This is a genomic window from Streptomyces cadmiisoli, assembly GCF_003261055.1.
Taxonomy (GTDB): Bacteria; Actinomycetota; Actinomycetes; order Streptomycetales; family Streptomycetaceae; genus Streptomyces; species Streptomyces cadmiisoli.
Genome location: NZ_CP030073.1, coordinates 6519126 through 6545288, shown reverse-complemented (window position 1 = coordinate 6545288; position 26163 = coordinate 6519126). Strand labels below are relative to the sequence as shown.

At 71.4% G+C, this 26163-nt stretch carries 26 protein-coding genes and 2 pseudogenes; 10 read left to right on the top strand and 18 right to left on the bottom strand.

All coding sequences use genetic code 11. From position 1 onward, the window contains the following. Positions 1-29: 29 nt before the first annotated feature. Together uvrB and DN051_RS28670 are read right to left on the bottom strand one after the other, a co-directional pair. Positions 30-2177 (bottom strand): excinuclease ABC subunit UvrB, encoded by a 2148-nt coding sequence (gene uvrB, locus DN051_RS28675; RefSeq protein WP_053762290.1) that lies wholly within the window; start codon positions 2175-2177, stop codon positions 30-32. A gap of 40 nt (positions 2178-2217) precedes the next feature. Next, complete coding sequence (locus DN051_RS28670) at positions 2218-3087, bottom strand: MHYT domain-containing protein (protein WP_053762289.1); 870 nt, start codon at positions 3085-3087, stop codon at positions 2218-2220. A 448-nt stretch (positions 3088-3535) separates the two neighbouring features. On the opposite strand from DN051_RS28670, the gene DN051_RS28665 reads away from it, so the two are divergent. Next, a complete protein-coding gene (locus tag DN051_RS28665; RefSeq protein ID WP_053763198.1) occupies positions 3536-4090 on the top strand; it encodes a methylated-DNA--[protein]-cysteine S-methyltransferase in 555 nt (184 codons plus the stop codon). A gap of 19 nt (positions 4091-4109) precedes the next feature. Here DN051_RS28665 and DN051_RS28660 read toward each other — a convergent pair whose 3' ends face one another. Next, on the bottom strand, positions 4110-4538 hold the full coding sequence (locus DN051_RS28660; RefSeq protein WP_053763199.1) for a VOC family protein: 429 nt from the start codon (positions 4536-4538) through the stop codon (positions 4110-4112). 98 nt (positions 4539-4636) lie between these two features. Here DN051_RS28660 and DN051_RS28655 point away from each other — a divergent pair, with 98 nt between their 5' ends. Both DN051_RS28655 and DN051_RS28650 read left to right on the top strand, forming a co-directional pair. Further along, the gene (locus DN051_RS28655) at positions 4637-5545 is read left to right on the top strand and encodes a pseudouridine-5'-phosphate glycosidase (protein WP_112439780.1); all 909 of its coding nucleotides are present in this window, start codon (positions 4637-4639) and stop codon (positions 5543-5545) included. Continuing rightward, on the top strand, positions 5545-6507 hold the full coding sequence (locus DN051_RS28650; protein WP_053763227.1) for a carbohydrate kinase family protein: 963 nt from the start codon (positions 5545-5547) through the stop codon (positions 6505-6507). Before DN051_RS28655 ends, DN051_RS28650 begins: the two co-directional genes overlap by 1 nt. A 256-nt stretch (positions 6508-6763) precedes the next feature. On the opposite strand, the gene DN051_RS28645 is transcribed toward DN051_RS28650, so the two are convergent. Further along, positions 6764-7558, bottom strand: a complete 795-nt coding sequence (locus DN051_RS28645) for a methyltransferase domain-containing protein (protein WP_053763201.1) — start codon at positions 7556-7558, stop codon at positions 6764-6766. A 373-nt stretch (positions 7559-7931) separates the two neighbouring features. Between DN051_RS28645 and DN051_RS28640 the strand changes: the two genes are divergently transcribed. Beyond that, positions 7932-9068: a magnesium and cobalt transport protein CorA gene (locus DN051_RS28640; protein WP_053763202.1), complete on the top strand. Its 1137-nt coding sequence runs from the start codon at positions 7932-7934 to the stop codon at positions 9066-9068. A gap of 61 nt (positions 9069-9129) precedes the next feature. Here DN051_RS28640 and DN051_RS28635 read toward each other — a convergent pair whose 3' ends face one another. The 3 genes from DN051_RS28635 to DN051_RS28625 form a co-directional block, all read right to left on the bottom strand. Beyond that, positions 9130-9558 (bottom strand): CBS domain-containing protein, encoded by a 429-nt coding sequence (locus DN051_RS28635; protein WP_053763203.1) that lies wholly within the window; start codon positions 9556-9558, stop codon positions 9130-9132. Positions 9559-9690: 132 nt separating this feature from the next. Then, positions 9691-10116, bottom strand: coding sequence for a PPOX class F420-dependent oxidoreductase (locus DN051_RS28630; RefSeq protein WP_053763204.1), 426 nt, complete (start codon positions 10114-10116; stop codon positions 9691-9693). Between the two features lie 99 nt (positions 10117-10215). Then, the gene (locus tag DN051_RS28625; protein ID WP_112439779.1) at positions 10216-10848 is read right to left on the bottom strand and encodes a nucleoside/nucleotide kinase family protein; all 633 of its coding nucleotides are present in this window, start codon (positions 10846-10848) and stop codon (positions 10216-10218) included. Positions 10849-10953: 105 nt separating this feature from the next. Here DN051_RS28625 and DN051_RS28620 point away from each other — a divergent pair, with 105 nt between their 5' ends. The 3 genes from DN051_RS28620 to DN051_RS28610 all read left to right on the top strand — a co-directional run bounded on the left by DN051_RS28620 (position 10954) and on the right by DN051_RS28610 (position 14070). Further along, a complete protein-coding gene (locus DN051_RS28620; protein WP_112442492.1) occupies positions 10954-11661 on the top strand; it encodes a DUF2293 domain-containing protein in 708 nt (235 codons plus the stop codon). A 266-nt stretch (positions 11662-11927) separates the two neighbouring features. Continuing rightward, a complete protein-coding gene (locus DN051_RS28615) occupies positions 11928-12407 on the top strand; it encodes an anthrone oxygenase family protein (RefSeq protein ID WP_112439778.1) in 480 nt (159 codons plus the stop codon). A gap of 175 nt (positions 12408-12582) precedes the next feature. Next, the gene (locus tag DN051_RS28610; protein WP_053763206.1) at positions 12583-14070 is read left to right on the top strand and encodes a glutamate synthase subunit beta; all 1488 of its coding nucleotides are present in this window, start codon (positions 12583-12585) and stop codon (positions 14068-14070) included. A 64-nt stretch (positions 14071-14134) separates the two neighbouring features. Here the strand turns inward: DN051_RS28610 and DN051_RS28605 are convergent, their stop codons facing one another. Further along, a complete protein-coding gene (locus tag DN051_RS28605) occupies positions 14135-14635 on the bottom strand; it encodes a carboxymuconolactone decarboxylase family protein (RefSeq protein WP_053763207.1) in 501 nt (166 codons plus the stop codon). Between the two features lie 47 nt (positions 14636-14682). Here DN051_RS28605 and pdxR point away from each other — a divergent pair, with 47 nt between their 5' ends. Next, the gene (gene pdxR, locus DN051_RS28600) at positions 14683-16095 is read left to right on the top strand and encodes a MocR-like pyridoxine biosynthesis transcription factor PdxR (protein WP_112439777.1); all 1413 of its coding nucleotides are present in this window, start codon (positions 14683-14685) and stop codon (positions 16093-16095) included. A gap of 180 nt (positions 16096-16275) precedes the next feature. On the opposite strand, the gene DN051_RS28595 is transcribed toward pdxR, so the two are convergent. The 3 genes from DN051_RS28595 to DN051_RS28585 all read right to left on the bottom strand — a co-directional run bounded on the left by DN051_RS28595 (position 16276) and on the right by DN051_RS28585 (position 18316). Continuing rightward, positions 16276-17088, bottom strand: coding sequence for an SAM-dependent methyltransferase (locus DN051_RS28595; protein WP_053763209.1), 813 nt, complete (start codon positions 17086-17088; stop codon positions 16276-16278). Positions 17089-17179: 91 nt separating this feature from the next. Next, positions 17180-17455 carry a DUF397 domain-containing protein gene (locus tag DN051_RS28590; protein ID WP_053763210.1) on the bottom strand — a complete coding sequence of 92 codons (276 nt, stop codon included), beginning with the start codon at positions 17453-17455 and terminating at the stop codon, positions 17180-17182. Beyond that, positions 17456-18316: a helix-turn-helix domain-containing protein gene (locus DN051_RS28585; RefSeq protein WP_053763211.1), complete on the bottom strand. Its 861-nt coding sequence runs from the start codon at positions 18314-18316 to the stop codon at positions 17456-17458. It abuts the gene before it with no gap. 261 nt (positions 18317-18577) lie between these two features. Between DN051_RS28585 and DN051_RS28580 the strand changes: the two genes are divergently transcribed. Both DN051_RS28580 and DN051_RS28575 read left to right on the top strand, forming a co-directional pair. Next, positions 18578-19210 carry an ATP-binding protein gene (locus DN051_RS28580; RefSeq protein WP_053763212.1) on the top strand — a complete coding sequence of 211 codons (633 nt, stop codon included), beginning with the start codon at positions 18578-18580 and terminating at the stop codon, positions 19208-19210. Further along, positions 19201-19635: a hypothetical protein gene (locus tag DN051_RS28575; RefSeq protein WP_053763213.1), complete on the top strand. Its 435-nt coding sequence runs from the start codon at positions 19201-19203 to the stop codon at positions 19633-19635. The genes DN051_RS28580 and DN051_RS28575 overlap by 10 nt, the downstream gene beginning before the upstream one ends. A 69-nt stretch (positions 19636-19704) precedes the next feature. On the opposite strand, the gene DN051_RS45920 is transcribed toward DN051_RS28575, so the two are convergent. The 7 genes and pseudogenes from DN051_RS45920 to DN051_RS28545 all read right to left on the bottom strand — a co-directional run bounded on the left by DN051_RS45920 (position 19705) and on the right by DN051_RS28545 (position 26126). After that, positions 19705-19878, bottom strand: a complete 174-nt coding sequence (locus DN051_RS45920) for a hypothetical protein (protein WP_199314701.1) — start codon at positions 19876-19878, stop codon at positions 19705-19707. A gap of 158 nt (positions 19879-20036) precedes the next feature. Next, positions 20037-20726: a DUF899 domain-containing protein gene (locus tag DN051_RS28570; RefSeq protein ID WP_053763214.1), complete on the bottom strand. Its 690-nt coding sequence runs from the start codon at positions 20724-20726 to the stop codon at positions 20037-20039. A 108-nt stretch (positions 20727-20834) separates the two neighbouring features. Continuing rightward, complete coding sequence (locus tag DN051_RS28565) at positions 20835-22202, bottom strand: amidohydrolase (RefSeq protein WP_112439776.1); 1368 nt, start codon at positions 22200-22202, stop codon at positions 20835-20837. A gap of 61 nt (positions 22203-22263) precedes the next feature. Continuing rightward, positions 22264-23049 carry a nucleotidyltransferase domain-containing protein gene (locus DN051_RS28560; RefSeq protein WP_112439775.1) on the bottom strand — a complete coding sequence of 262 codons (786 nt, stop codon included), beginning with the start codon at positions 23047-23049 and terminating at the stop codon, positions 22264-22266. 162 nt (positions 23050-23211) lie between these two features. After that, a pseudogene (locus tag DN051_RS28555) lies at positions 23212-23337 on the bottom strand (uracil-DNA glycosylase); the annotation flags it as partial. A 303-nt stretch (positions 23338-23640) separates the two neighbouring features. Continuing rightward, positions 23641-24237 (bottom strand): annotated as a pseudogene (locus DN051_RS28550) (uracil-DNA glycosylase); the annotation flags it as partial. A gap of 38 nt (positions 24238-24275) precedes the next feature. Further along, on the bottom strand, positions 24276-26126 hold the full coding sequence (locus tag DN051_RS28545; RefSeq protein ID WP_246040671.1) for a glycoside hydrolase family 5 protein: 1851 nt from the start codon (positions 26124-26126) through the stop codon (positions 24276-24278). Between the last annotated feature and the right edge of the window lie 37 nt (positions 26127-26163).

The following is a 26163-nucleotide window of genomic DNA, read 5'->3' as shown; positions in this document are numbered from 1 at the left end:
CGGGGCACCACACGGACCCCTCCCGCCCATCAGGCCAGGCCGGCCTCCTTCATCTGGCGCAGTTCCTTCTTCATCTCGGAGACCTCGTCGCGCAGGCGGGCGGCGATCTCGAACTGGAGGTCCGCGGCCGCGGCGCGCATCCGCTCGGTCAGCTCCTCGATCTGCTCGGCGAGTTCGGCCGCCGGGCGGTCCGTCGGCACCGTCTCCTTGGCCTTGGCCCTGCTCTTGGCGCCCTTGCCGCCCTTGGCCGCCTTGTCACCGAGGGAGGGAACCGGGGCCTTGGTGCCGCGGCCGTCCTTCTTCGCGTTGCGGTAGCCCGTGCCGAGCAGTTGCTCCGTGTCGACCTCCTCGCGCGCGATCTGCGCGACGATGTCGTTGATCTTCTTGCGCAGCGGCTGGGGGTCGACCCCGTTCGCCTTGTTGTACGCGATCTGCTTGTCCCGGCGGCGGTTGGTCTCGTCGATGGCCTTCTCCATCGCCGGGGTGATCTTGTCGGCGTACATGTGGACCTGGCCGGAGACGTTGCGCGCCGCGCGGCCGATGGTCTGGATCAGGGACGTCCCGGAGCGCAGGAAGCCCTCCTTGTCGGCGTCGAGGATCGCGACGAGGGACACCTCGGGCAGGTCGAGGCCCTCACGCAGCAGGTTGATGCCGACCAGCACGTCGAACTCGCCGGCGCGCAGCTCGCGCAGCAGCTCGACGCGGCGCAGCGTGTCGACGTCGCTGTGCAGATAGCGGACCTGGATGCCGAGCTCCAGGAAGTAGTCCGTGAGGTCCTCGGCCATCTTCTTGGTGAGCGTGGTGACCAGGACGCGCTCGTCCTTCTCCACGCGCGTGCGGATCTCGTGCACCAGGTCGTCGATCTGGCCCTCGGTGGGCTTGACCACGACCTGCGGGTCGACCAGGCCGGTGGGCCGGATGATCTGCTCGACGAAACCGTCGCCCCGGGACAGCTCGTAGGTGCCCGGGGTCGCCGACAGGTACACGGTCTGCCCGATGCGCTTCTGGAACTCCTCCCACTTCAGCGGCCGGTTGTCCAGAGCGGAGGGCAGCCGGAAACCGTGGTCGACGAGGGTGCGCTTGCGGGAAGCGTCGCCCTCGTACATGGCGCCGATCTGCGGCACGGTGACGTGCGACTCGTCGATGACGAGGAGGAAGTCCTCGGGGAAGTAGTCCATGAGGGTGTTGGGCGGGGAGCCGGGCAGTCGGCCGTCGAAGTGCATCGAGTAGTTCTCCACGCCGGAGCAGGTGCCGATCTGGCGGAGCATCTCGATGTCGTACGTGGTGCGCATGCGAAGGCGCTGGGCCTCCAGGAGCTTGCCCTGCTTCTCCAGCTCGGCCAGCCGCTCGCCCAGTTCCTTCTCGATGTCGTTGACGGCGCGTTCCATGCGCTCGGGACCGGCGATGTAGTGCGAGGCCGGGAAGATGTACAGCTGCTCGTCGTCGCTGACGATCTCGCCCGTCAGCGGGTGGAGCGTGGACAGCGCCTCGATCTCGTCGCCGAACATCTCGATGCGGACGGCCAGCTCCTCGTAGACCGGGAAGATCTCGATGGTGTCGCCGCGGACGCGGAAGGTGCCGCGGCTGAAGGCCACGTCGTTGCGCGTGTACTGGATGTCCACGAAGCGGCGCAGCAGCTGGTCGCGGTCGATCTCGTCGCCGACCCGGAGCGGGACCATCCGGTCGACGTACTCCTGCGGCGTGCCGAGACCGTAGATGCAGGACACCGAGGCGACCACGACGACATCGCGGCGGGTGAGCAGCGAGTTGGTCGCCGAGTGGCGCAGGCGCTCGACCTCCTCGTTGATCGAGGAGTCCTTCTCGATGTAGGTGTCCGACTGCGGGACGTAGGCCTCGGGCTGGTAGTAGTCGTAGTACGAGACGAAGTACTCGACGGCGTTGTTCGGCAGGAGCTCTCGGAACTCGTTCGCCAGCTGGGCGGCCAGGGTCTTGTTCGGCGCCATCACGAGGGTGGGGCGCTGGAGCTTCTCGATCATCCACGCGGTGGTGGCGGACTTGCCGGTGCCGGTCGCGCCGAGCAGGACGACGTCCTTCTCGCCGCCTTCGATGCGCCGGGCCAGCTCGGCGATGGCCGCGGGCTGGTCGCCGCTCGGCTGGTAGGGGCTGACGACCTCGAAAGGCGCCACCGTGCGTTCGATCTTGGAAACGGGCCGCATGGAATCAAAGGTACGACCCCGCACTGACAACCGGTCCGGATCAGCGGTTCTGCGGGGTCCGGGAGCGGGGGCGGACCGGGCTCCGGCGGGAGCGGAGGGTGACGCGGCGGGGCTGGTGGTGCGGTGCGGGGGCGTGGGCCGGGACGCCGGGCTTGTTCTCGGGCCGGGGCCAGTCGGGCTTGCCCATCACCATCAGCGGATCGAAGATCACGACAACGGCCGCGAGGCAGAGGAAGGCCAGGGGGCCGATCAGCATCGGGGCGAGCAGGGCGGCGGGCGCGTCGCCCGAGGCGGGGACGGCGGTGCCGTGCAGGTGGACGCTTAGGGCCGCCATGCCCGTGTAGTGCATGCCACTGACCGCGAGACCCATCACGAGGCTGGCGCCCACGCTCCACCAGAATCCCCTGACCTGCCCGGCCGCCCACAGGGCGGCGGTGGCGGCGGCCATGGCTATGAGGACCGAGGCGGCGACGGTGAGCGTGTTGTACTCCAGCTTTCCGTCCAGCTGGATCCCGGCCATGCCCAGGTAGTGCATCGACGCTATGCCGAGGCCGGTGACGGTGCCGCCGGTGAACAGGGCGGTGCCCCTCGCGCCCCGGTAGCCGACGATGAATATCCCGACGCCGACCATCACGATCGCGATGGCCAGGCTGGCGTACGTCAACGGCTTGTCGTAGTGGATCGGGGCCTGGTCGACCTGGAAGCCCATCATCGCGATGAAGTGCATGGTCCAGATACCGGAGCCGATCGCCGCGGACCCGAGAGCGAGCCATCCGGGGCGCCAGGAGCCGCCCACGAGCATGGATCTCGTGGTGCAGCGCAGGCCCAGGGCACCGCCGAGGCAGGCCATGAGGTAGCCCACCACGGGTGTGACGAGGCCGTAGCTGAATCCGTCGACCGTGCCTTGCATGCGCGGCTGCCCTCCGCCCACTTCCGTCCCGGAATTTGCTGAAATGCGCCCTCCCAGGACCGCTCGAAGCGGTCAGGGTCGAGGCAGAGAGTATGACTCCCGCAGGAACGGTCGAACGACTTTCCGGCAAAGAAACACGTCCTTGCCCCAGTTGTGTCGCACTGGTGAGCAGCCCCGGACCACTCCGTTCGGTGTGTGCCCGTCCTGCGCTCGTCTTGTGTTGACTCTCCGCCGCCACGGAGGAGCGGTACGTGATCTTCCGGTGGGCGGGCGGCGCACGCGCGATGGGAGCGCGGGGGGCGGGGGTAAGGGGACCGCGGGGTGCGGGGGTGCGGGGGTGCGGGGGTGCGGGCCGGGTTCGGGTCCTGAGCCGCGGCAGGTCGTCGCTCCGACTCGGGCCGAGCGCGATCACGATCTCGTTGTCAGTGGCTGGTCGTACGGTGGGCGCATGGACAGCCATGGGCAGTACGAGCAGCAGGTCGTGTGGACCGTCGTCGACAGCGACATCGGTCCGCTGCTGCTGGCCGCGACGTCCGCGGGCCTGGTCAACGTCGTGTTCCACGCCACGGACGCGGTGCGCGACAAGGCGCTCGACCGGCTGGCGTCGCGGCTGGGCGCGCAGCCGGCCGAGGCACCCGACTCCCCTCTGCTGACCGAGGCGATACGTCAGCTGAGGTCCTACTTCGCGGGTGACCGGCGCGACTTCCGGCTGCCGCTGGACTGGTCGTTGATCTCGGGCTTCAACCGGCAGGTGCTGCGTGAGCTGGCCTCCGGCGTGCCGTTCGGCACTGTGGTGGGCTACGGCGACCTCGCCGACCGGGTCGGTCAGCCGGGCGCGGCCCAGGCCGTGGGTGCGGCCATGGGGTCCAATCCGCTGCCGGTGGTCGTGCCCTGCCACCGGGTCGTGGAGAGCGACGGCGGCATCGGCGGGTTCGGCGGCGGACTGGAGACCAAGCGGCAGCTGCTGGCGCTGGAGGGCGTGCTCCCCGAGCCGCTGTTCTGAGCGCCTGGCGCGCGCCGTGTCAGGCGTAGTGCCGTGCCTCCAGGATGTTGCCGTCCGGGTCGCGGAAGTAGAAGCTGCGCCGGGCCGCGCCACGCGCGCCGAAGGCGTCGCGGGAGATGCCGGAGACAGGGACGCCGCCTTCCTCCAGGCGTGCCCGCAGTGCGTCGAAGTCGTGCTCCGACAGCGCCAGGCAGACGTGGTTCACGGGGTGGCCGGCGCTCGCGGCGGCGCCAGGGAGCACGTCCATGCCCTCGGCGAGGGCGAAGGGTGCCAGGTCGAAGATGGACTCCTCGTTGAGACGTACGGAGGGGAAGGACACCTCACCCGCGGTGAACTCGGCGACCCTCAGGGGCTCGAGGCCGACCGCCTTCTCGTAGAAGTCGGCGGCCGCGACCGGGTCGCGCACCCAGAGGACGACGTGATCGAGTCGTGTCGTGTTGTCGGTTATGTCACCAGGCTGATGTCGGCCCTGGTCGGCCGCAAGGGTTTGACGGACCCTGCCGCCCGCCAGGGATGAGGGAAGACCGAGGGACAGGAGGCAGGCGCGTGACGCTGGTGGTGTCGGAAGAGGTACGGGAGGCGGTCCGCGAGCGTCGGCCCGTGGTGGCGCTGGAGTCCACGATCATCGCCCACGGACTGCCGCGCCCGCGCAACCTGCAGGTGGCGCTGGAGCTGGAGGAGGCCGTACGGCAGGAGGGGGCCGTCCCCGCGACGATCGCCGTGCTGGACGGGCGGCCCCGCGTGGGACTGGACAAGGAGCAGCTGGAACGCGTCGCCAACGAGGAGGGCATCCGCAAGCTGGGCCATCGCGACCTCGCCCTCGCCGCGGCCCGCGGCGCGAGCGGCGCGACCACGGTGTCCGCCACGGCGCTGCTGGCCGCGCTGGCCGGCGTACGGGTGTTCGCCACCGGAGGGCTCGGAGGGGTGCACCGGAACTGGACGGAGACACAGGACGAGTCGGCCGACCTGGGCCTGCTGGCCCGCACGAGGATCACGGTGGTGTGCGCGGGCGTGAAGTCGATCCTGGACGTACCGGCGACCTTGCAGCGTCTGGAGACGCTGGGCATCGCGGTGGCCGGGTACGGCACGGAGCGCTTCCCCGGCTTCTACCTCTCCGACTCGGGACACCCGGTGGACTGGACCTTGGACACCCCGCAGCAGGTGGCGGAGGTGATGCGGGCTCAGGACACGCTCGGCGTCCCGGACTCGGCGCTGATCGTGGCCAACCCGGTCCCCGAGTCGGAGCAACTGGATCCCGAGCTCCACGCACGTGTACTCGCCGACGCGCTGCGCGCCTGCGAGGAGGAGGGAGTCAGGGGTCAGGCCGTCACCCCCTTCCTTCTGGACCACCTGGTACGGCACACCGACGGTGCCTCGCTGAGCGCCAATCTCGCCGCGGTACGCGGCAACGTACGGCTGGCGGGACGGATCGCGGCGGCCTGGGCCGGGGCGTGATCGGGCCGGGGTCGTCCGCGCGGGCGGCAGCCGGCACGACCCGCGGCGGCTCCCGGGACGGGGCCCTGCTGGTGGTCGGGGACGTGGTGACGGACGTGGTCGCCCTGCATTCGGGGCCGTTGGCCGCGGGTACCGACACGAAGGCGGCGATCCGTACGCTGCCGGGCGGCGCGGGCGCGAACGTGGCGTGCTGGGCGGCCCATTGGGGGTGTGCGGAGGTACGCCTGCTCGGGCGGGTGGGCGCGGACTCGGCGGCGTGGCACGAGCGGGAGCTGGCCGCGGCAGGGGTGCACGGGCGTCTGGTCGTCGATCCTGACGCGCCGACGGGCACGGTGATCTCCCTCGTCGACACGGGCGCTTCGGCCGAGCGCACGTTCCTCACCGACAGCGGCGCCTCGCTGCGTCTGGAGCCCGGCGACTGGTCGGACGCCTTGCTCGACGGGGTCGCGTGGCTGCACCTGTCCGGCTACCTGCTGTTCTCCGAGTCGGGCCGGGCACTGGTGACGACGGCCCTGGCGTCGGCACGCGCGCGTGGAGTGCCGGTGAGTCTGGATCCGGCGTCGACCGGTTTCCTGGTGGGCCTGGGCGTCGACCGTTTTCTGGCCTCCCTCGACGGGGTGGAGGTGCTGCTGCCGAGCAGGGACGAGGCGTGCCTGCTCACCGGGCTGCCCGACGCGGGGGACGCGGCGGCGAAGCTGAGCCGCCACGTCCCGCTGGTCGTCGCCAAGCTGGGAGCGGACGGGGCGCTGGTCGCCCGGTCCGGGGCCGTGCATGCCCGGCTGCCCGCCGCACCGGCGACGCCTCGGGACACCACCGGGGCGGGCGACGCGTTCACCGGCGCGTTCCTCACCGCCCTGCTCGCCGGCGCCGAGCCCGAGGACGCGGCGGCCCAGGGGTGCCTGGCGGGTGCGCGAGCGGTCGAGCAGGTAGGCGGCAGACCTCGGCCGGCCGCCGGACTCTGACGACCGACGACCGATCTGGGACGACCGAGGACCGGCCTCGGACGACCGACGACCGGCCTCGGACGGCTGACGGCCGTCTCCCTGTCGACTGGCGCTCTGCGTGTTCACCTGTCAGCTGCGCATCCGTCAGCTGTTCAACCGTCAGCTACCGGGGCGCCGACGGTAAATGGCGGCCGACCCGCACAAAGTATCGGCGGGGCTACGGGCTACGGGCTACGGGCTACGGCACTGTGGGACGCTCGGCGGCTGCGTTCGTTTATGGCTTACGCCCCCACGCCGAGACCATCGGCACGGCGGCCAGGTCCATGGTGCCGACCGCGATGTTGGCCAGATGGCGGTCGATGGCCCGCTCCGAGGCATAGCCGGCCGCGATGAGCTGATCGCGGAGCCGCTCGATCGTGACGGACTCCAGCGCGGCGCAGGCCGGCGTCGCCATCGGAAAGTGCGTACCGGCCTCGACCCGGCGCAGGCCGAACTCGCGCAGGAGCCGTGGGAGCCTGCGGCCGTGGGCGACGTCGATACCGCGGCCGGCGAGGAGCCGGCCCATGCCCTTCCTCAGCCGGTTGGCCAGTTGTTCCTCGGGGCCGCACTCGTCGGGGCAGACCAGGGGCTGGAGGCCGAGGTCGGTCTCCTCGACCAAGAGCCGTCCGCCCGGGCGCAGCGCCTTGATCATGGATCGCAACGCCCGCTCGGGGTCCGGCACATGGCTGAGGACGAGCCGGGCGTGCACCAGGTCGAACCGCTCCCCCGGCGGCTCCTGCGCCGCCACGTCGTGCACCCGCACCTCGATGGGCGGGCGGGCGAGTGTGGTGACCCACGAGGTGTCGACGTCCGTCGCGACCACCTTGCCGGTCGGCCCGACCTTCTTGGCCAGCCAGGGCACCAGGGAACGGCCGCCCGCGCCGACCTCCCAGCATCGCCAGCCGAGTCCGATGCCGAAGTCTTCGATGTGCCGGAGTGTCATGGGGTCGAAGAGGGTGGCGAGGGCGTCGAAGCGCGCGCTCGCACTGGACTGTCCAATTTCCAGGAGATGCCCTTCAGTCAGCGTCATGGGCAGATCATCCCATTTATCCGACTTGCCGGTGGTAGCCGACGCTCGATGGGCGTGGTCCCACGGGATCCCGTACGCCGTATGCATCGAAACGGCGTCACCGGGAAGTCCCGACAGGGAACGAACAAGAAACGAACAGGGCGACCGAAGACCGGCGGCGTCCCTCCGGACAGCTCCCCTTGCCCCTACGGACAGCTCCCCTCGTCCACCCGGACAGCTTCCGTGGTCCACCCGGACAACTCCCCTTGTCCACAGGCCGGAACCAAGCGGAACCAGCTGTTCCCACAGGGTTACCCGTCGCTCCCTCGGTCCTGGCACACTGGCGCGACAGGCGCAGAAATGCGGCGCGAGGGGATCGAGCAAGGAGATCCGGATGTCCATGGCAGGGAATCTGCGGAAGGTCACGAGCCTCGGCTCGGTCAACGGCCTGCGCAAGATGGCGCGGCTGGCCCGGCGGGGCAAGCGGGTCGACCTGAGCCACCCCGCGCGATCCCCGCTGGGCTCCTCGGTGGTCAACTGTGTGGCGTACGAGAACGGCGCCCGAGTTCCCGTCGGAGGCGACCTGGGCGACCTGGTCGCCACGGTGGAGCAAGTACGCAAGAGCGGCGGCGGCTTCGTCTGGCTCGGCCTCCACGAGCCGACGGTCCGGGAGTTCGCCGGCATCGCCGACCTGTTCGACCTGCACCCGCTGGCCGTCGAGGACGCGATCGAGGCCCATCAGCGCCCGAAGCTGGAGCGGTACGGGGAGACGCTGTTCGCCGTGTTCAAGACGGTCTGCTACGTCGACCACGAGGAACTGACGGCCACGAGCGAGGTGGTGAACACCGGCGAGATCATGGTGTTCGTCGGCCAGGACTTCGCGATCACCGTGCGGCACGGACGGCATGGCTCACTGGGTCCGCTGCGCGAGGAGCTGGAGGCCGATCCGCACCAGCTGGCCAAGGGCCCGGCCGCGGTGCTGCACGCCGTCGCGGACCACGTGGTCGACGACTACCTCAACGTCATCGACGCGGTGCAGACCGATATCGAGCAGGTCGAGACGGACGTGTTCGCGGAGAACGGGGCCCGGGCGGACCCCGGTCGCATCTACCAGCTCAAGCGTGAACTGCTGGAGCTGAAGCGTGCCGTGGTTCCGCTCGGGCGTCCGCTGCAGGACCTCGCCACCAGGCCGATCCGAGTGGTCGAACCGGAGATACAGGCGTACTTCCGGGACGTGTCCGACCACCTGCTGCGCGCCACGGAACAGATAGCGGCCTTCGACGAGCTGCTCAACTCGATCCTCCAGGCCCACCTCGCCCAGGTCACGGTCGCGCAGAACGAGGACATGCGGAAGATCACCGCGTGGGCGGCGATCATCGCGGTGCCGACGATGGTCTGCGGGGTGTACGGGATGAACTTCGAGCACATGCCGGAGCTCCAATGGCGGTACGGCTACGGCATGGTCATCGGTGTCATATCCCTCGCCTGCCTGGTGCTGTACCGCGGGTTCCGCCGCAACGGCTGGCTCTGAGCACAGACGGTGAGGTGCCGCGGGCAGGACGGCCGCGGCACCGGCGAGACAGGGCCCGAGGTCAGCGCGCCGTGCTCACGGAGTAGACCCGCTCGACCCAGGAGGCGATCTGGTCCTCCGTCAGGTGCTGGGCGAGATCGGCCTCGCTGATCATGCCTACCAGACGCTTGTTCTCGATGACGGGAAGCCGGCGGATCTGGTGGTCCTCCATCTCCTGGAGCACCTCGCTGACATCGGCGCCCGCGTCGATCCAGCGCGGCGTGCCCTGGGCCATCTCACCCGCCGTGATCTTGGACGGGTCGTGACCCATGGCCACGCAGCCGACCACGATGTCCCGGTCGGTGAGGATGCCGCAGAGCCGTTCGTTCTCGTCACTGATGGGCAGGGCTCCGACGTTGAGCTCACGCATCAGCTGGGCGGCGCGGTCCAGGGTCTCGTGGACGGGGATCCACTGGGCACCACGGTGCATGATGTCTCCGGCAGTGGTCATGGAGTACCTCCCGATGCCGGACGGCCGGCGCGGCGCAGGACACACCGCTAGTCCCGGCGCCCTACATTCTCGCCGGGGCGCCGGGCGCCCGCACCCGGAGCTCCCCGCCGGTCGGCCGCCCCCGGAAGGCACTCAGACGGAGAAGCCGATGACCTTCCGCGGCACGATCCGGATGATCACGCGGACCTCGTCGTCCTTCTCGGCGGGAGGGTCGATGCCGAGGTACTTGTGGGAGAGCTCTCGAGGGAGCCTCTTGTCGTCGTCCGGGAGGATCTCGGCGGTGCCGCGGATCTCGACGGAGGTGTAGGGGTCGGTGAGATCGAAGACCGACAGGCTGATGCGGGGGTCGCGCCGGAGGTTGCGCACCTTCTGACGACCGTCCGTGGAGGAGAAGAGCACGGTGTCACCCTCGCGCTTCACCCAGACCACCGAGTTCTGCGGGGCGCCGTCGGGGCCGATGGTGGCGACGCTGACGAAGTTCTTGCCGTCGAGAAGGGCACGCACCGAGTCGTCGAAGGGGACGGGGGATGCCGGAGCAGCGGATGCCGAAGTCGTCATACGCCGGAGATTACATGCACGCGCATTCAACTGTCAGGTGATGTGCAGGTGATGTCAGGTGATTCGGACACCGGAGTCCGGCCAGGCTCGGGCAGCCGCTCAGCCGTTCCATGCCGGTCGGCGTGGATCGTCGGCGCGCACCAGGACGTCGGCCGTGCCCGCGGGGTCGGTCTCGTGCTCGTAGCGCTCGAACGCGGGCAGGGTCCAGTGGTCGGACTCCGGGGTGCGGCGGCGCAGCGCGCCGGGCGAGAGGAGAAGGTGGATGGTCAGGTCGAAGGGGAACCAGTGACGCAGCAGGAGGGGGCCGTGCAGCAACAAATAGCCACCGGGTGCGAGTTGGGCGTACGGACTGCGGGTGGCGCGGTCGGTGGCCGGGTCGCGCAGATCGGGCAGGACCCGGCCGTTCCCACCAGGTTCGAGGGGACCGAAGACCTCGCGCCACAGCGCGCCGGTGTCGAACCAGTCGTCGTAGTAGGAGTCCACGTCCTGATGGCCGTGCTCCAGACGCAGAGATGCGGGGCGCAAAAACCCCTCGGTGCCGACGACCAGCGACGGACGCCCGTGAAGGCGCAGCGCTTCGTGGACGCGCTGGGCGAGTTCTCCGGGCCGGGCCGCCGGGGCGCCGTCGAAGGCGATGCGCGGCCAGGGACTGCCGTCGGCCGGCTCCAGGTGGAGCAGGCGCTCGGCAAGGCGTTCGCCGAGCAGGTCCCAGGTGATCGCTTCAAGTCGCACAGAGCCATGATGCCCCCCAGGTGGGGGCCCCGGGCCCAGAGCCTCGGTGGCGGCCCGGAGTAGACCCTGGGGCCCCGCGGGCATGAAGCGAACATGGCAGTGCCCATGGCTCCCTCCGCAACGCCCGTGGCTCCCCCACCCCGTACCGGATTTGTCGCCGTTCAGCCGCTGAAGAAGACGCGCTGCTCGGCCTGCCGCCGCGGGCCGCTGTCGCTGCTCGTCCTCGAAGGGGGTGCGCCGCGCTGTCTCGACTGTGCCGACCTCGGGCATCTGGTGTTCCTGTCGCGCGGGGACACAGCGCTGACGCTACGGGCGCGGGAGGAGAGCACGCTGTCGGTGGTCGTGGTGCGGTTCAACCGACGCGGGGGTCGGTACGAGCATCAGGGGGTCCTCGTCGAGGAGGCGGGACTGGCCAGGGCCGAGGAGCGGTGTCTGGCGGACGCGGAGGCACGGCGACGGCGACGGGCGCGGGACGCCCGGCGCAGGGCGGCCGAGGACACGCGGTTCACCGAGGTGTTCACGGCGGAGATCCTGCGGCTGTTTCCCGGCTGCCCGGGCGAGCGGGCGAGGGCCATCGCGGCGCATGCCTCCGTGCGGGGCAGTGGGCGTGTGGGCCGGAGTGCGGCAGGGCGGGCACTCACCGAGGGTGCGGTCACGTCGGCGGTCGTGGCGGCCGTACGGCATCTGGACACGCCGTACGACCGGTTGCTGATGGGCGGGGTGTCGAGATACGAGGCCCGGCGGCGTATCGCCCCGGCCGTGGAGACGGTGCTGCGGGGGTGGCGGGAGGCAGGGGTCGACTCCGTCGGGTGAGTGGGCGAGCCGCCCGAGGGTGCCAGAACCCGCCGCCCCGGGCAGGTGACGCCGGGGCACCGCGGGCCCCGGGCCCGTAACGGCACTGCCCACTCCAAGCCACCCCGCCGCGGGCGGGTGGACGCTCGCTCATGGGCGTGCGGCGACGGCGCATGGTCCGCGTTCGCGCGGGGGGATTCACTGTGGGTGGGCGGTGCGGGCGGGCCGAGGCGCCGGTTCCGGACCCCGGCCCGGACCGATGCGGGAGACGAGGGATGAGGGGCGACATGATCGATGGGCCGTACTTCGTGCTGACGGTGCTGGGAGTGCTCGGGACCGGCCTGGTGGCCGGGGTGTTCTGCGCCTTCTCGACGTTCGTGATGCGAGGTCTGGCGGCGCTGACGCCCGCGCAGGGCGTGGCCGCCATGAAGGCGATCAATGTGACCGCGGTGCGGCCGGCCTTCATGGTCGTCTTCCTCGGTTCGGCGCTGCTGTGCGCGGCGATCGCCGTCGTGACGCTGGTGGTGTGGCCGGACGAGGGGGCGGTGGAGTTGCTGGTGGGCAGCGCGTTGTATCTGTTCGGCTCGTTCGCAGTGACCATGGGGGCGAACGTGCCGCGCAACAACGCGCTGGTCGAACTGGACGCGGGGACGTCGGAGGCGGCCGCGTACTGGCGTCGGTACGTCAGGGAGTGGACGGCGTGGAACCACGTCCGCATGGTGGCCTCGGCCGCGGCGGCCGTGGCGTACGTGCTGGCCGTCGCATGACAGCGCCGCCACCACGAGATGCCGAGGAGACGGGCCTGCCGGGGCGGTCCTGAGCAGCCGCCGCCGAAAGCGCTGTCGCGCGCTCTGCGCCTGTGGCGGACGGGACGTATCGTGGCTGGAAGGGTGCCGCCCGGGGTCTCACGGGCTGTCGTACGCGTACGCAAGGGAGACGGCCATGGCCGATCCCAAGGGTTTCATGACCACCCCTCGCCAGGACTGGCCCCGCCGGCCCGTCGAGGAACGGGTGCGGGACTGGAACGAGGTCTACGTGCCGGGCGCGCTGCTGCCCATCATCAACAAGCAGGCCGACCGCTGCATGGACTGCGGCGTGCCGTTCTGCCACGAGGCCTGCCCGCTGGGCAACCTGATCCCGGAGTGGAACGACCTGGTCTCCCGCGACGACTGGCGGGCGGCGAGCGACCGGCTGCACGCCACCAACAACTTCCCGGAGTTCACCGGACGGCTGTGTCCCGCCCCGTGCGAGGCGGGGTGTGTGCTCGCCATCAACCAGCCGGCGGTCACGATCAAGAACGTCGAGTGCGCGATAGCCGATCGGGCCTGGGCGGAGGGCTTCGCTCCGCCGCGGCCGCCGGAGCGGCTGAGCGGGAGCACGGTCGCGGTGATCGGTTCGGGTCCCACGGGGCTGGCGGCGGCCCAGCAGCTGACGCGGGCGGGTCACACCGTGGCGGTGTACGAGCGGGACGACCGGCTGGGCGGGCTGATGCGGTACGGCATCCCGGAGTTCAAGATGGAGAAGCATCATCTCGAGCGGCGGCTGGAGCAGATGGAGGCGGAGGGGACCAAGTTCCGGACGTCGACCGTGGTGGGCAGGGACATCGGCGCCCTGGAGCTGCGGTCGCGCTACGACGCCGTGGTGATCGCGACCGGGGCGACCGCGTGGCGTGAACTGCCGGTGACCGGCCGGGAGCTGGCGGGAATTCATCAGGCGATGGAGTACCTGCCGCTGGCGAACCGGGTCTGCGAGGGTGATCTGGAGGTCTCCCCGCTGTCCGCGGCCGGGAGGCATGTCGTGATCGTCGGGGGCGGCGACACCGGGGCGGACTGCCTCGGCACCGCCGTACGGCAGCGCGCCGCGTCCGTGACGCAGCTGGACATCTACACCCAGCCCGGCGAGGAACGCGACGAGGACGCCGAGCCCTGGCCGACGTATCCGAAGATCTACCGGATGTCGGCCGCGCACGAGGAGGCCGGCGATCTGCGGACCGCGCCGGCCGCGCACGCCGACGCGCGGTTGTTCGCGGCGTCGACGCTCCGCTTCACCGGCGACGCCGGCGGGCACGTGAGGTCGTTGCACCTCGTCGAGGTGGACGCGGGGCGACGCCCTCTCCCGGACACGGGCCGTGAGCTGCCCGCGGACATGGTGCTGCTGGCGCTGGGTTTCTCCGGGCCCGACCGGCAGGACGGGCTCATCGACCAGTTGGGGCTGAGGCTGGAGCGGCGCGGCACGATCGCGCGGGACGCAGGGTTCGCCACCAATGTCCCCGGGGTGTTCGCCGCCGGGGACGCCGCGCGCGGGCAGTCGCTGATCGTGTGGGCGATCGCGGAGGGGCGGGCGGTGGCGGCGGCCGTGGACCGCCATCTCACGGGGAGCGCGACACTGCCGGCACCGATCGGGCCGTACGACCGGCCCATGCGGGTCTGAAGCCCCCGACCCGGCGGACGGCCCCCGGCGAACCGGATCCGCGCCGAACCGTCCGCGGCCGGCCTCAGTTGCCGCGCTCGTCCGTCCCCGCCACCTTGCCCGTCGCCAGGGCCACCCGGTTCCAGGTGTTGATCGTGAGGATCAGGGCCAGCAGGTGCGCCCGTTCGCGCTCGTCGAAGTGGGCGGCGGCGCGGGCGTGGACGTCGTCGGGGACGCCGCCGTCCGCCACCAGGGTCACGGCCTCGGTGAGGGCGAGGGCGGCCTGCTCCCGCTCGGTGAAGAAGTGCCGCGCCTCGCGCCACACGGCGACCATGTGCAGCCGGTCCTCGCTCTCACCGGCCTTGCGGGCGTCGTTGGTGTGCATGTGAAGGCAGTAGGCGCAGTGGTTGAGATGCGAGGCGCGGATCTGGACGAGTTCGACGAGCGCGGGGTCGAGCCCCTCGCGGGCGGCGGCGTCGAAGCCGATGAGGGCGCGGAAGACCTTCGGGGCGGACTTGGCGAGGTCGAGGCGGCTCGCGTCGAGCGCGGTCGGGGCGGGGGCGGTTGCGGTCGTGTTCGTCGTCATGCCACTCAACCTATGAGCCGCAAAGACTGGCTGTAGGGTGCATTTCCATGGCGGATTCGTGGGTCAATTCCGCGGAGCGGATCGGCGCCGACCTGCATCTCGACCTGTCCGGGCCGGGCGGGCGGCGGGCCGCGCTGACTCGTGCGCTGCGGGAGGCCGTGCGCGGCGGCCGACTGGCTCCCGGCACCCGGCTGCCCCCGTACCGTTCACTGGCCGCCGATCTGGGAGTCGCCCGCAACACGGTGGCCGACGCCTACGCCGAGCTGGTCGCGGAGGGCTGGCTCACGGCCCGCCAGGGTGCGGGAACCCGGGTCGCCGAGCGCGCCGAGCCCCTCCGGGCCCCCGCCCGTGTCACACGAGAAGCGGCGGTACGCGCGCGTGGACCACGGCACGACCTTCGGCAGGGCACGCCGGACGCGTCGGCGTTTCCGCGTACGACCTGGCTCGCCTCGTATCGGCGGGCGATCCAGCAGGCGCCTCACGAGGTGTTCGGCCCCGGGGATCCAGCGGGCCGCCCGGAGCTGCGGGAGGCGCTCTCGGAGTATCTGGCACGCGCGCGCGGAGTGCGGACCGAGCCGGGCCGGATCGTGATCTGCTCCGGTTTCGCGCACGCTCTGCGGCTGCTGTTCGGCGGCGGGGTGCTGCGCGGGCCGCTGGCCGTGGAGGCGTACGGGCTCGGTTTCCACCGGGAGTTGCTGGCGGCGGCCGGGGCGCGGACGGTCCCGCTGCCCCTGGACGCGGACGGTGCCCGTGTCGGCCGGCTTGCGCGTGAGCGGGCCGTGCTGCTGACGCCGGCCCACCAGTTCCCGACGGGCGGTCCGCTGCATCCGGCGCGTCGTGCCGCCGCCGTCGACTGGGCACGCGGGCGTGGCGGGGTGGTCCTGGAGGACGACTACGACGGGGAGTTCCGCTACGACCGCAAACCCGTCGGCGCGCTCCAGGGCCTCGACCCGGAGCGGGTGATCCACATCGGTTCGGTCAGCAAGAGCATGTCACCCGCGCTGCGGCTGGGCTGGATGGCGCTTCCGGAGCGGTACGTCGACGGTGTGCTGGCCGCGAAGGGCGAGCGCGAGGCGTGGGCGAGCGTCCTGGACCAGCTGGCGCTCGCCGACTTCATCGCCGAGGGGGCGTACGACCGTCATGTGCGGCGGATGCGGCAGCGGTACCGGAGCCGCCGGGACCGTCTGGTCGCCGCGCTCGCCGAGCAGGCGCCGCATGTCGAGGTGACCGGTGTCGCCGCCGGGCTGCACGCGGTACTGCGCCTGCCGCCCGGCACCGAACGGGCCACGGTGCGGGCGGCCGGGTCGCGCGGCCTCGCGCTCGACGGGCTCGCCGCGTTCCGGCACCCGACGACGGACATGCCGGCCCCGGACGGGCTCGTGGTCGGCTATGCGACACCGTCGGACCACGCGTACGGGGCGGCCCTGGATGCCCTGTGCGGGGTGCTGCCGCCGCTGTGAACGAGGCCGGGCGGCGGCACGCGGTCACCGAGCGGCGCCCACCTCGAACCCCTGGCGGCCCCGCCCGCAACCGAAGGACGCCCCACCCCGGCCCGAGCACCGGGCGCCCTTCCCTACAGCCGAAAGGCGCCCCAGCCCCGGCCCGTCCCGCCTCGCCCCGCAGCCGAGCGCCCGCCGCCCCTACGGCTTCCGGCCCACCGCCCCGTACCCGGGGATGATCCCGTTCTCCTGCCCCGGCACCGGCTCCCCCAGTTCCGGACGCCACTCGTCGACCACGGAGACCCCTGGGTCCACCAGTTCCAGCCCGTCGAAGAAGCCGGCGAACTCGTCGCGGGAGCGCAGCGCGAGGGTGATGCCCGCTGCCTTCAGCTTCTCGGTCGCCGCCGCGGAGTCCTCCGGGGTGAAGTCGGAGGTGGCGTGGGTCATCATCAGGTAGCTGCCGGAGGGCAGTTCGGACAGCAGGCTGCGGACGAGTTCGTGTGCGCCGTCCTCGTCGGAGACGAAGTGCAGCAGAGCGACGAGGGAGAGCGCCACCGGCCGGCTCAGGTCCAGGATCTTCCCGGCCCCGTCGATGATGGTGGCCGGATCCCGTACGTCGGCCTGGAGGTACTCGGTCACGCCCTCGGGAGTGCTGCGCAGCAGGGCCGCCGCGTGGGCCAGCACGATGGGGTCGTTGTCGCAGTAGACGACGCGCGAGTCGGGCGCGACGCCCTGGGCGATCTGGTGCAGGTTGGGCTCGGTCGGTATGCCGGTGCCGATGTCCAGGAACTGCCGTACGCCGTTCTTGGCCAGCCAGCGCGTGGCGCGGTGCATGAAGGCGCGGTTGACCCGTGCCATCACCGGCACACGAGGGTCGAGGGCCAGCATCTGCTTGCCCATCTCCTCGTCGACCGGGTAGTTGTCCTTGCCGCCGAGGTACCAGTCGTACATGCGCGCGGGATGCGGCTTGCTGGTGTCGATCCCGATGGGTCCGGTGGGGTCCTGCCCGGTCATGAGGCACTCCGTAGGCGTCGAGCACGGTTGGTGATCAATTCGGAACCAAGATAAGGAAGTTGAGCCATGAGCAAAGAATCGGTCTGCTGGTTCAGGACAGCAGGAAGTCCGCCTCACCCGCCTTGGCGCCCTCGATGAACGCGGTCATCTCGTCGGAGGTGTAGATCAGTGCCGGTCCGTCGGGGTCGGTGGACTGCCGGACCGCGATACGGCCGTCGGCCAGTTTCATGGCTTCCAGACAGTTGCCCCCGTTGCCGCCGCTCCACGGCTTGTGCCAGCCCTCGCTGCCCAGTTCCCGGGCGGGCATGCCGTTGTAGATCCGCTCGCTGCGGTTCCGCGGCCCGGGGTGGGACATCCTGCGATCCATTCACAACTCCTTGCGGAGATCCCGGAGGATCTCCTTCGTGCGATGTGCCGTGGCGGCCTGCGCCGCCATGCGGTCCATGACCTCGAGATGGGTCGCCACCTCGGCGCGCGCGTCGAGGTAGACGGCGCCGGTCAGGTACTCGCTGTAGACCATGTCCGGAAGTTCGGGCATGGCGAATCGGAACAGCACGAAGGGCCCGTACGTGCCGGGATGCGGTCCCGTCGCGAACGGGACGACCTGGAGCGTCACGTTGGGCAGCTTCGTGGCGTCGAGCAGTCTGCCGATCTGGGCCCGCATCACCTCCGGGCCGCCGACGGGGCGGAGCAGCACCGTCTCGTCCATCACGACCCACAGCCGGGGTGCGTCCTGGCGGGTGAGGAGTGCCTGGCGCTGCATGCGCAGGTCGACGTGACGCTCGATGTCCTCGGGCCGGGTCTGTCCGACGGCGCCCGATCGCAGCACCCCGCGCGCGTACTCCTCGGTCTGGAGGAGGCCGGGCACGAAGTGCGGTTCGTAGCTGCGGATGAGGGCGGCGGCCCCCTCCAGGCTGACGTACATGGAGAACCAGCCGGGCAGGATGTCGTGGAACCGCTGCCACCAGCCGGGCTTGTTGGCGTCCTCGGCGAGCTGCACGAAGGCCTCGGCCTCGTCGTCGGGCACACCGTAGGCCTTCAGGAGCAGCTGGAGGTACGGGATCTTGAGCGAGACCTCGGCCGTCTCCATACGGCGGACGGTCGCGGGGGCGACGCGCAGGACGCGGGCCGCCTCCTCCCGCTTGAGGCCGGCGCGTTCCCGCAGGTCCTGCAAGCGGCGGCCGAGGACGACCTGACCGACGGTCGGCGCGGACCGCGGTTCGCTCACGCTGCACCTCCACACACGGAACTCTGAACTCTGGACTCTGACGAAACCTGCCGCGGCCCGCGACGACCGCACGGCCCGCATCTGCACAGCCCAGCGGCGCCATTCGAAGATCCATTCGAAGACCGGGGGTGACCTCCGGCGATCCCAACTGGCGCCGCTTCACATGCTGTTGCGAGCAGTGTGCCACGACCCTTCACCGCGTCATACAGCACTCTGCAATTTTCAGAGTGACACTTGCCAAGTGTTCACGGCGGGGAGATAGTGGCAAGCGTGATTCCGTCCGCGCCCTTAGGAACAAACGCCGCCGTGGGCCGTTTCGGCCTCGGCGCCGCTTCGGGAGCCGACCCCCTGGGGGTGGCTGCCGGGCGCCGGTTCCGCTTCGAACTGGCCGCTCGTCCGGGTTCCCCCGCTCAGGCCAGACGTCTGACGCGTTCCCGGCTGACCGGCTGGTCGGTGTGCGAGGACACCTGCGACACGGCCGCCCTGGTGGTGTCGGAGCTGGTCACGAACGCGATCATGCACACCGCGAGCGACGTCGTCGTCTGCGAGCTGCACGACGGCGACGAAGTGGTGCGGATTGCGGTACGTGACGAGGGGTGCGCTCCGGGTGCTCCCCACCCGTCCCCGCCCAGGCCCGAGGAGGAGCACGGGAGGGGATTGCTCCTCGTCGACGCCCTCGCGCACTCCTGGGGCGCGCACGAGCACGGTCCGGGCCTGCTGGTCTGGGCCGAGCTGCCGCGCCGGTCCGAGGCGCCGCACGACGATCTCGGCTGGGGCGCCCGCCCCAAGCCGGGTCCGTCCGGCGGTTCGGACGACGAGGACGAGGCGCACCAGCGCGCGTACCCGGTGGTACCTGAGGCATCGCAGCACGAGACGGGGGCCGAATGGGTGTGAGCGCCGCGACCGGAGGTGGACCGATCCTCAGTCTGGACACCTTGGTCCGTCTGGGACGCGGGCTGCGCCCCGCGGACCCGCCGCGACGGCTGTCCGTGCCGGACGGCATGACGGCCCCGCTGGGCTGCGACGCGGTGGCGGTTCCCGCCCGCTTCGGCCCGCTCGTTCTGCCCCGGCTGCCCCGCGTGGGGTGCGTCTACGCAGACGAGGCGCACTGGTGGTGGCTGGTCCCGTCCGACTCCGACTACGCCCTGGAGTGGCCGTCCCCCGCGCGCTACGCCACCGGGGCGCTGGTCCCGCACACCCCGCGCCTGATCCACCGCCCTGACGGCACGTTCCCGTACACCCCGCCGATCCCGCTCTACCTGGCGCTGTGCCGGATCATGGGTACGACGCCCACGTGGTCGCGGGTGGTCAGCGCCTGAGCCGCCGGACCTGCCCGGGGCCGTACGGCACCGCGGGCGGGCGCCGCGCGGACGGCGGACCGGAGCGGCTCACTCCATGACGTCGCCGCCCCGGACGATCACCAGGAACGTGTCCGTGGCGAGGTCCATGACGACCTCGGCGGGCAGGCCCTCCAGCCGACGTGCCTGCGCGAACTCCTCCGCCGGCCACGATCCTCGCGGCCCGCCTGCGGGAAAGCGTTCGAGCACCCTTCGCACGTTCACCACCTCGCACCTCCAGAAAGCGTCGTACTTGTTGGAGTTAACGCCTTCCAGAGGAGAACGGCTTCGCGAAGTGACGGGACTGAGACGTAGTTGACACACGTTCACACCGAAATGTGAGGAGCGTCGCACGGAATCCGGCTTCTCCGTTACGGACCGTTTCACTCCTCGTACTCGTCGTGGTACCGGATCCGCTCGGAGCCCGCGGGCGCCCCGAAGGCCGAGGCCCGTCCCTTCGGCTCCTCCCACTCCTCCTGCCGGCCCAGGGCCGTCAGATCGAGGAAACTGCCGGTCGAGCCGAGTCCGTCCAGCCCGCGTTCGTACGCCGAGTAGGTGTGGAAGACCCGGTCCCGGTCCCGCAGGAAGCAGCTCACGCCCGGCCGTTCGACGAGCTCCCCCGCACTGTCCAGGGTGACCTCGAAGTCCTGGTTGAAGTCGTTCCCGAAGGACGAGTACCAGGGCAGCGTCCACCCCATCCGCGCCTTGAACGGCAGGATCCTCGGATACGGCGCCCTGGACACGGCCGCGAACGTGGTCCCGCGCGCGTGCAGGTGCGCGAGGTGCCCGACCTGGTCGAGGAAGGCCGAGCAGCTGCGGCAGCCGCTCTCCCACTCGGGCGCGAACATGAAGTGGTACACGACGAGCTGGTCGCGGCCTTCGAAGAGGTCGAGCAGGGTGGCCTTGCCGTCACCCCCCTCGAACACGTACTCGGTGTCGATCTCGACCATCGGCAGCCGACGCCGCTCGGCATTGAGCGCGTCACGCGCGCGTGTCGCCGCCTTCTCCTTGACCAGCAGTTCCTCCCGCGCCTTGCGCCACTCCTCGCGCGAAGCGATCTCCGGAAGCGACATGGTCCCTCCTGTACAACGGTCCCGTTCGAAGTGGTGACCGTCCGGCGGGGCGGAACTCATCGCGGTTCCGGAAGATTTTTCCGGCGTACTTCTCCGGTGCGGTCCGGCTCAGGTGTCGTACTCCTGGATCCTCCGGCCGTGACCGCGGTCCAGCAGGGCCGGCGTGCGCCGCGTCAACTCCCCCACGACCGGGGCGACGTCGAGCGTCAGCAGTTCCCGGTCCCGCATCAGGATCCGCCCGTCGACGACGGTGGTACGGACGTCGCTGGAACGGGCGCTGTGCACCAGGGTGGCCGCGAGGTCGTGGACGGGCTGGGTGTGCGGACCATCGAGCCCGACCAGGACGATGTCTGCCCGCAGCCCCGGCGCGATACGGCCCACGGTGTCCCCGAGGCCGACGGCACGGGCGCTCTGCACGGTGGCGTGGTGCAGTGCCTGCCGGGCCGTCAGCCAGCGGGGGTCGCCCTCGGTGGACTTCTGGATCAGCGCGGTGAGCGCCATCGACTCCCACACGTCGAGGGAGTTGTTGGAGGCGGCGCCGTCGGTGGCGAGTCCGACCGGGATGCCGATGGAGCGCAGGGCGCGCACGGGCGTGGTGGTGGGCCAGCCGAACTTCAGGTAGCCGCGTGGCGCGGTGGCGACGGCGGTGCGGGTGTTCGCGCGTTCCAGCAGGGGCAGGTCGCGGTCGTGGATGCCGGTGCCGTGGGCGAGGAGCAGGTCGGTCTCCCCGAGGAGTCCGGTGCGGTGCAGGACCTCGACGGGGGTGACGCCGTACCGGGCGAGGCTGGTGTCGGTCTGGTCGCGGTTCTCGGCTGCGTGGATGTGCACGGGCAGATCGTGCGCGCGGGCGAGTTCGGCGGTGGCGGCGAGGTCGGCGTCGGTCACGGTGTACGGGGCGTGCGGGGCGAGGGCGGTGGTGATCCGGCCGCCGGCGGCGCCCCGGTGCCGCAGCGCGAACTCCAGGCTCTTCTCGCGCCCCCCTGGGCCCTGGGAGGAGAAGTAGGCCTCGCCCAGATGGGCGCGGATGCCGCACTCCTCGACGACGGCGGCGACCGCGTCCATCGCGAAGTAGTGGTCCGCGAAGCAGGTGACGCCGGCCCGGATCATCTCGGCGCAGGCGAGCCGGGCCCCCAGCTCCACGTCCCGTTCCGTGAGGTTGGACTCGACCGGCCAGACGACATCGTTGAACCACTCCTCGGTGGGCAGGTCCTCCGCGGCGCCGCGCAGCGCGACCATCGGGGCGTGGGTGTGGCAGTTGATCAGTCCGGGCATCGCGACCTGGCCGCGGGCGTCGAGACGTTCGACCGCGGGCAGGCCGGCCGCCTCGTCGGCGTCGATGACGGACTCGACGACGCCGGACCGCACGACGATCGCGGCGTCCTCGCGGAAGCCGATCCGCTCCGGGTGGTCGTCCCCTCCGTCGTGCACGAGGACGGTGCACCCCGTGATGACGAGGTCGGCGGGAGAAGGTGTCATCCCGCCAACGTACGACGGTGTGCTCGGGTGACCGAGCCGAACGGCGAAGGACGGGACGGCGTCATCCCCGGGGCGCCGACGCCGCCGCCACGGACCGCTCGAACAGTGCCTCCGCCACGGCGACCGCCCGGATCATGTGGTCCCGGTCGCCTCCCAGGGATGTGACGACGTCGTCGACGGCCCGCAGCCCGGCGCGTTCGAGGAGCCGCTTCTCGTTCGTCACCCACTCCCCGCGGGCCGCCAGCACCGCGTGACCGGTGTGCACGGCGGCGACGGCGAGCGCACCGGCGAGTTCGGTGCGGCGCGCGGCGGGAGCGTGATGGGCCTTGGCGTAGGCGAGCGTGGCGCAGGCGGTGCCGTACCACCGCTCGCACGCCGTCGCCCGCAGCTTCTCCGGGTACGCCGCCGGCCGCGGCACATCACCCCTCAGCACCCGGTTGATCGCCAGCTCCGCGACCAACAGATAGGTCGGGATCCCGGCGAGGTGGAACATCAGCGGCTCCACCCGGAACCGGCCCTGCTCCGCCCGCGCCAGCTCGTGCTCCACCACGTCGAGATCGCGGTAGTGCACATCGACCCGCCGTCCGTCGATCGTCAGCCAGGCGCCCCCGTTGAAGACGCCGCCGCCCCATCCGCCGACCTCCGAGACCTCGCCCTCCCAGCCCACGGCGCGCAAGTCGGCCGGGTCGAAGTCGCCGCGGTAGTAGACGGCCATGTCCCAGTCGCTGTCGGGGCGATGGGTTCCCTCGGCCCGCGAACCGCCGAGCGCGACGGCCCGGACGGTGGGCAGGGCGGCGAGCCGGTCGGTGGTGCGGGCGAGGAATTTTTGGTCGCTGAGGGACGGCACGGCTGCGGCTCCAACAGGGGGACGGGGCTCGGAAGTCGCCGGAAGCGTAATGCGCGCCCCGGCCGCGGGCGTAGCGTTTTGTCCGGCCGTGGATCAGGACTCGGCGTGCACTCACCTGGGTGCGGTGGGGCGCCGCGGGGCTGCTGTGCCGGCCCCGTCCGGTCAATCTCTCGGCGCCAGGCCCGCCGCCAGCGCCGCCGCGCGCAGCACGTCGCGCAGCATCGCGGGGGTGAGCCGACCGGTGAACGTGTTGCGCTGACTGACGTGGAAGCAGCCGAACAGCTCGATCCGCCCGGGCCCACCGAACCGGGCCGAGCACGCGATTCCGCGGGGGTCGTCGGCTCCGCCGGAGTCGTCGGCTCCGCCGGGGCCTGGGGCTCGTCCAGGGCCTTCGCGTCTGCGGGAGCCTTCGCCTCCGAGCGAGGCGTCGCCTCCGCCGAGGTCATCAGCTCCGCGAAGGTCGTCAGCTGCGCCCGGGTCTCGGGCTCCGCGTGAGACGTCGCTCCCACCGGTACCCTCACCCCCACCGCGGCCGTCAGCGCCACCGTAGCCTCCCCCGCGGCCGTCGCCTCCACCCCCGGTGCGTCCGACCGGTCCGTCCACGGCTGCGGGGCCGTCGAGGGTCACCCGCGCGCCGTGGGCGAAGACCGGCCGGGGCTTCGGCACGGTCCAGCCCGCCGCCGCGAACGCGGGCAGCGCCGCCTGCCAGCCGAAGGCGCCCAGCACCACCGCCGTCCGCAGGGTGGGGCGCAGCAACCGCAGTTCCTCGACGAGCCAGGGCCGGCAGGTGTCCCGTTCCTGCGGGGTGGGCTTGTTCGCCGGTGGGGCGCAGTGGACGGGCGCGGTGACCCGGACGCCGTACAGCGCGAGGCCGTCACCGGCGGCGACCGAAGTGGGCTGCGAGGCGAGGCCCACGTCGTACAACGCCTCGTACAGCACATCGCCCGACCGGTCGCCGGTGAACATCCGGCCCGTCCGGTTGCCGCCGTGGGCGGCCGGGGCGAGGCCGATGATCAGCAGGCGGGCGTCCGGCGGGCCGAAGCCCGGTACGGGCCGCCCCCAGTACGTCCAGTCGGCGAAGGCGGCCCGCTTGGTGCGGGCCACCTCCTCACGCCAGTCGACCAGCCGCGGGCAGGCCCGGCAGCCCGCGATCCGCTGGTCGAGGGCGGTGAGTCCGGCGCCGTCCATGGCTCCACCGTAGATCCGGGGCGGCCACCGCGGCGAGGTCAGCTCAGTTTGCGGCAGTACAACGCGTCCGGGGTCCGCGACGAGCCGAACCGCCCCGTGTACGCGATCCCGGCCGCGTACTCGTCGTCCGCGCACTGCCCCTTGTAATGACCGTGCGCGAAGTCCCCGCCCTTCGGAGCCTCACCCCGGTTGTCGCCCCGGTCGAACCAGACCGTACGGCCGCTCGTGCCGAGTTCACCGGCCCGGGCGGTCGCGCACAGGGCGGCCGAGACCGCCGAGCCGCGGACGCTGTACCCGATCAGGAACTGCCCGTCCGCGCACTGGAGCTTGGTGTACCCGGAGGCCCAGTCCTGGCTCGGTCGGACGTGTCGCTCGTCCACGACCACCTCGTGCCCGCGGGCCGCGTCCCACAGCGCGCCGGCGGACACGTCCGAGCACAGGGCGCGGTTGCCCGTGTGCGCGAGACCGACGATCCGCTGGCCGTCGGGGCAGACGGCCTTGCGGGCGCCCGGGTTCCAGTCGGGCAGGGCACGCATCCGCCGCGACTGGACGACGTCACCGTGGTCGGGGCTCAGCATCGACCACTCCGTTACCGGCTCCACATGACCGGTGCGTGCGGGCGCCGCCATGAGACGCGTCCAGGCGGCGGCGCGCCAGTCGTCACCGTCGTACACACCCATGCGGTGGCCCGCCGCGTCCCAGTGCAACAGGGCCCAGCCGTTGCCCCTGCGGTCCTCGTGCCAGCCGACGAGCGGCCAGTACGCGAAGTCGGCGTCGGTACGGATCAACTGGTCGACGAAGTTCTCGAACCAGGCCCGTTGCTTGGCGCCGGTCTCGTCACGGCCCCCGACGCCGAACTCGCTGATCCACACGGGCGCGGTGAAGTGCCGGTCCTGCTCCGCCGTGACGAAGAACGCCTGGCGGTTGAGTACGTCGATGAGTTCGCCGGGGCTGAAGTCGCGGTAGCGGGGGTCGCTGGTCTCACCTGTGCCGGTCGCTCCGCTGTGGTTGGGGCCGGTGTAGTCGTAGAAGTGGGCGGAGTAGACGAGCTTGCCGGAGTCGACGAGCGTGTGCGAGAGGTGCCGGGCGGGCTCCAGGGTGGGGCGCTCGTGTGCGAAGCCGTCGACGGGGATGCCGGTCCAGTTGATCCCCTCGACGACGATCAGGAGGTCCGGGTCGGCCTCGGTCAGGATGCGGTCGCCCACGCGCTGCGAGACCGTGAACCAGTCGTGGTTGTCGCCCAACCCCCAGTTGGGGTCGTCCCAGACGTTGCGCCGTACCTCGTTGTAGAGGTCGGCGCCGACGACCCGCTGGTTGTCCTTGTAGCGGCGGGCCATGAACAGCCAGTCGTTCTCCCAGGTCTCAGTGGACTGCGAGGCGTTCCAGCGTTCGTTCCCGTCGACTCCGCAGCACCAACGGGTGGTGTTGGTGTGGTTGTTGAGGATCACGGCGAGTCCGGCCGCGGTGAGTTCACGGACCGCGACGTCGTAGACCTGGAGCGGGGTCATTCCCCTGAGGGAGGGGTTCGCCGCGACGCTGTCGTCCGTGACGGGGCGGCCGTCGTGGATCATCTCGTTGGAGAAGGGCAGCCGGATGCTGTTGATCCCGATCTCCTGGAAACCGGCGATGATCTCGGCCATGGGCGCGCGGTCCAGGCCGAGCGGTATCCGGCCGGAGTTCTCACCGGCGTGGTGGTTGGCGTCGTCGTCCGTGCTGCCCGAGCCGTTCCAGGTACCGCTGGCCCCGTGCCAGTTCCCGGACCGCAGCTTGAATCGGTCTCCGTCGGCATCGACGATCCAACGGCCCCTGGTGCTGAGCGGGGGCGTCCATTCCGCGGCCGCCGCGGTGCCGGCGGCGGTCCGTGTCGCTCCGACGGCCCCGGCCCCCAATGCGGTCCCGCTTGCGATCCCGCCTCCCGTCCCGCTG

Excerpts from the sequence above, each read along its gene's own strand:
- uvrB (WP_053762290.1), bottom strand. The coding sequence starts at position 2,177 with ATGCGGCCCGTTTCCAAGATCGAACGCACGGTGGCGCCTTTCGAGGTC.
- DN051_RS28670 (WP_053762289.1), bottom strand. The coding sequence starts at position 3,087 with ATGCAAGGCACGGTCGACGGATTCAGCTACGGCCTCGTCACACCCGTG.
- DN051_RS28665 (WP_053763198.1), top strand. The coding sequence starts at position 3,536 with ATGGACAGCCATGGGCAGTACGAGCAGCAGGTCGTGTGGACCGTCGTC.
- DN051_RS28645 (WP_053763201.1), bottom strand. The coding sequence starts at position 7,558 with ATGACGCTGACTGAAGGGCATCTCCTGGAAATTGGACAGTCCAGTGCG.
- DN051_RS28640 (WP_053763202.1), top strand. The coding sequence starts at position 7,932 with ATGTCCATGGCAGGGAATCTGCGGAAGGTCACGAGCCTCGGCTCGGTC.
- DN051_RS28635 (WP_053763203.1), bottom strand. The coding sequence starts at position 9,558 with ATGACCACTGCCGGAGACATCATGCACCGTGGTGCCCAGTGGATCCCC.
- DN051_RS28630 (WP_053763204.1), bottom strand. The coding sequence starts at position 10,116 with ATGACGACTTCGGCATCCGCTGCTCCGGCATCCCCCGTCCCCTTCGAC.
- DN051_RS28620 (WP_112442492.1), top strand. The coding sequence starts at position 10,954 with ATGGCTCCCTCCGCAACGCCCGTGGCTCCCCCACCCCGTACCGGATTT.
- DN051_RS28615 (WP_112439778.1), top strand. The coding sequence starts at position 11,928 with ATGATCGATGGGCCGTACTTCGTGCTGACGGTGCTGGGAGTGCTCGGG.
- DN051_RS28610 (WP_053763206.1), top strand. The coding sequence starts at position 12,583 with ATGGCCGATCCCAAGGGTTTCATGACCACCCCTCGCCAGGACTGGCCC.
- DN051_RS28605 (WP_053763207.1), bottom strand. The coding sequence starts at position 14,635 with ATGACGACGAACACGACCGCAACCGCCCCCGCCCCGACCGCGCTCGAC.
- pdxR (WP_112439777.1), top strand. The coding sequence starts at position 14,683 with ATGGCGGATTCGTGGGTCAATTCCGCGGAGCGGATCGGCGCCGACCTG.
- DN051_RS28595 (WP_053763209.1), bottom strand. The coding sequence starts at position 17,088 with ATGACCGGGCAGGACCCCACCGGACCCATCGGGATCGACACCAGCAAG.
- DN051_RS28590 (WP_053763210.1), bottom strand. The coding sequence starts at position 17,455 with ATGGATCGCAGGATGTCCCACCCCGGGCCGCGGAACCGCAGCGAGCGG.
- DN051_RS28575 (WP_053763213.1), top strand. The coding sequence starts at position 19,201 with ATGGGTGTGAGCGCCGCGACCGGAGGTGGACCGATCCTCAGTCTGGAC.
- DN051_RS28570 (WP_053763214.1), bottom strand. The coding sequence starts at position 20,726 with ATGTCGCTTCCGGAGATCGCTTCGCGCGAGGAGTGGCGCAAGGCGCGG.
- DN051_RS28565 (WP_112439776.1), bottom strand. The coding sequence starts at position 22,202 with ATGACACCTTCTCCCGCCGACCTCGTCATCACGGGGTGCACCGTCCTC.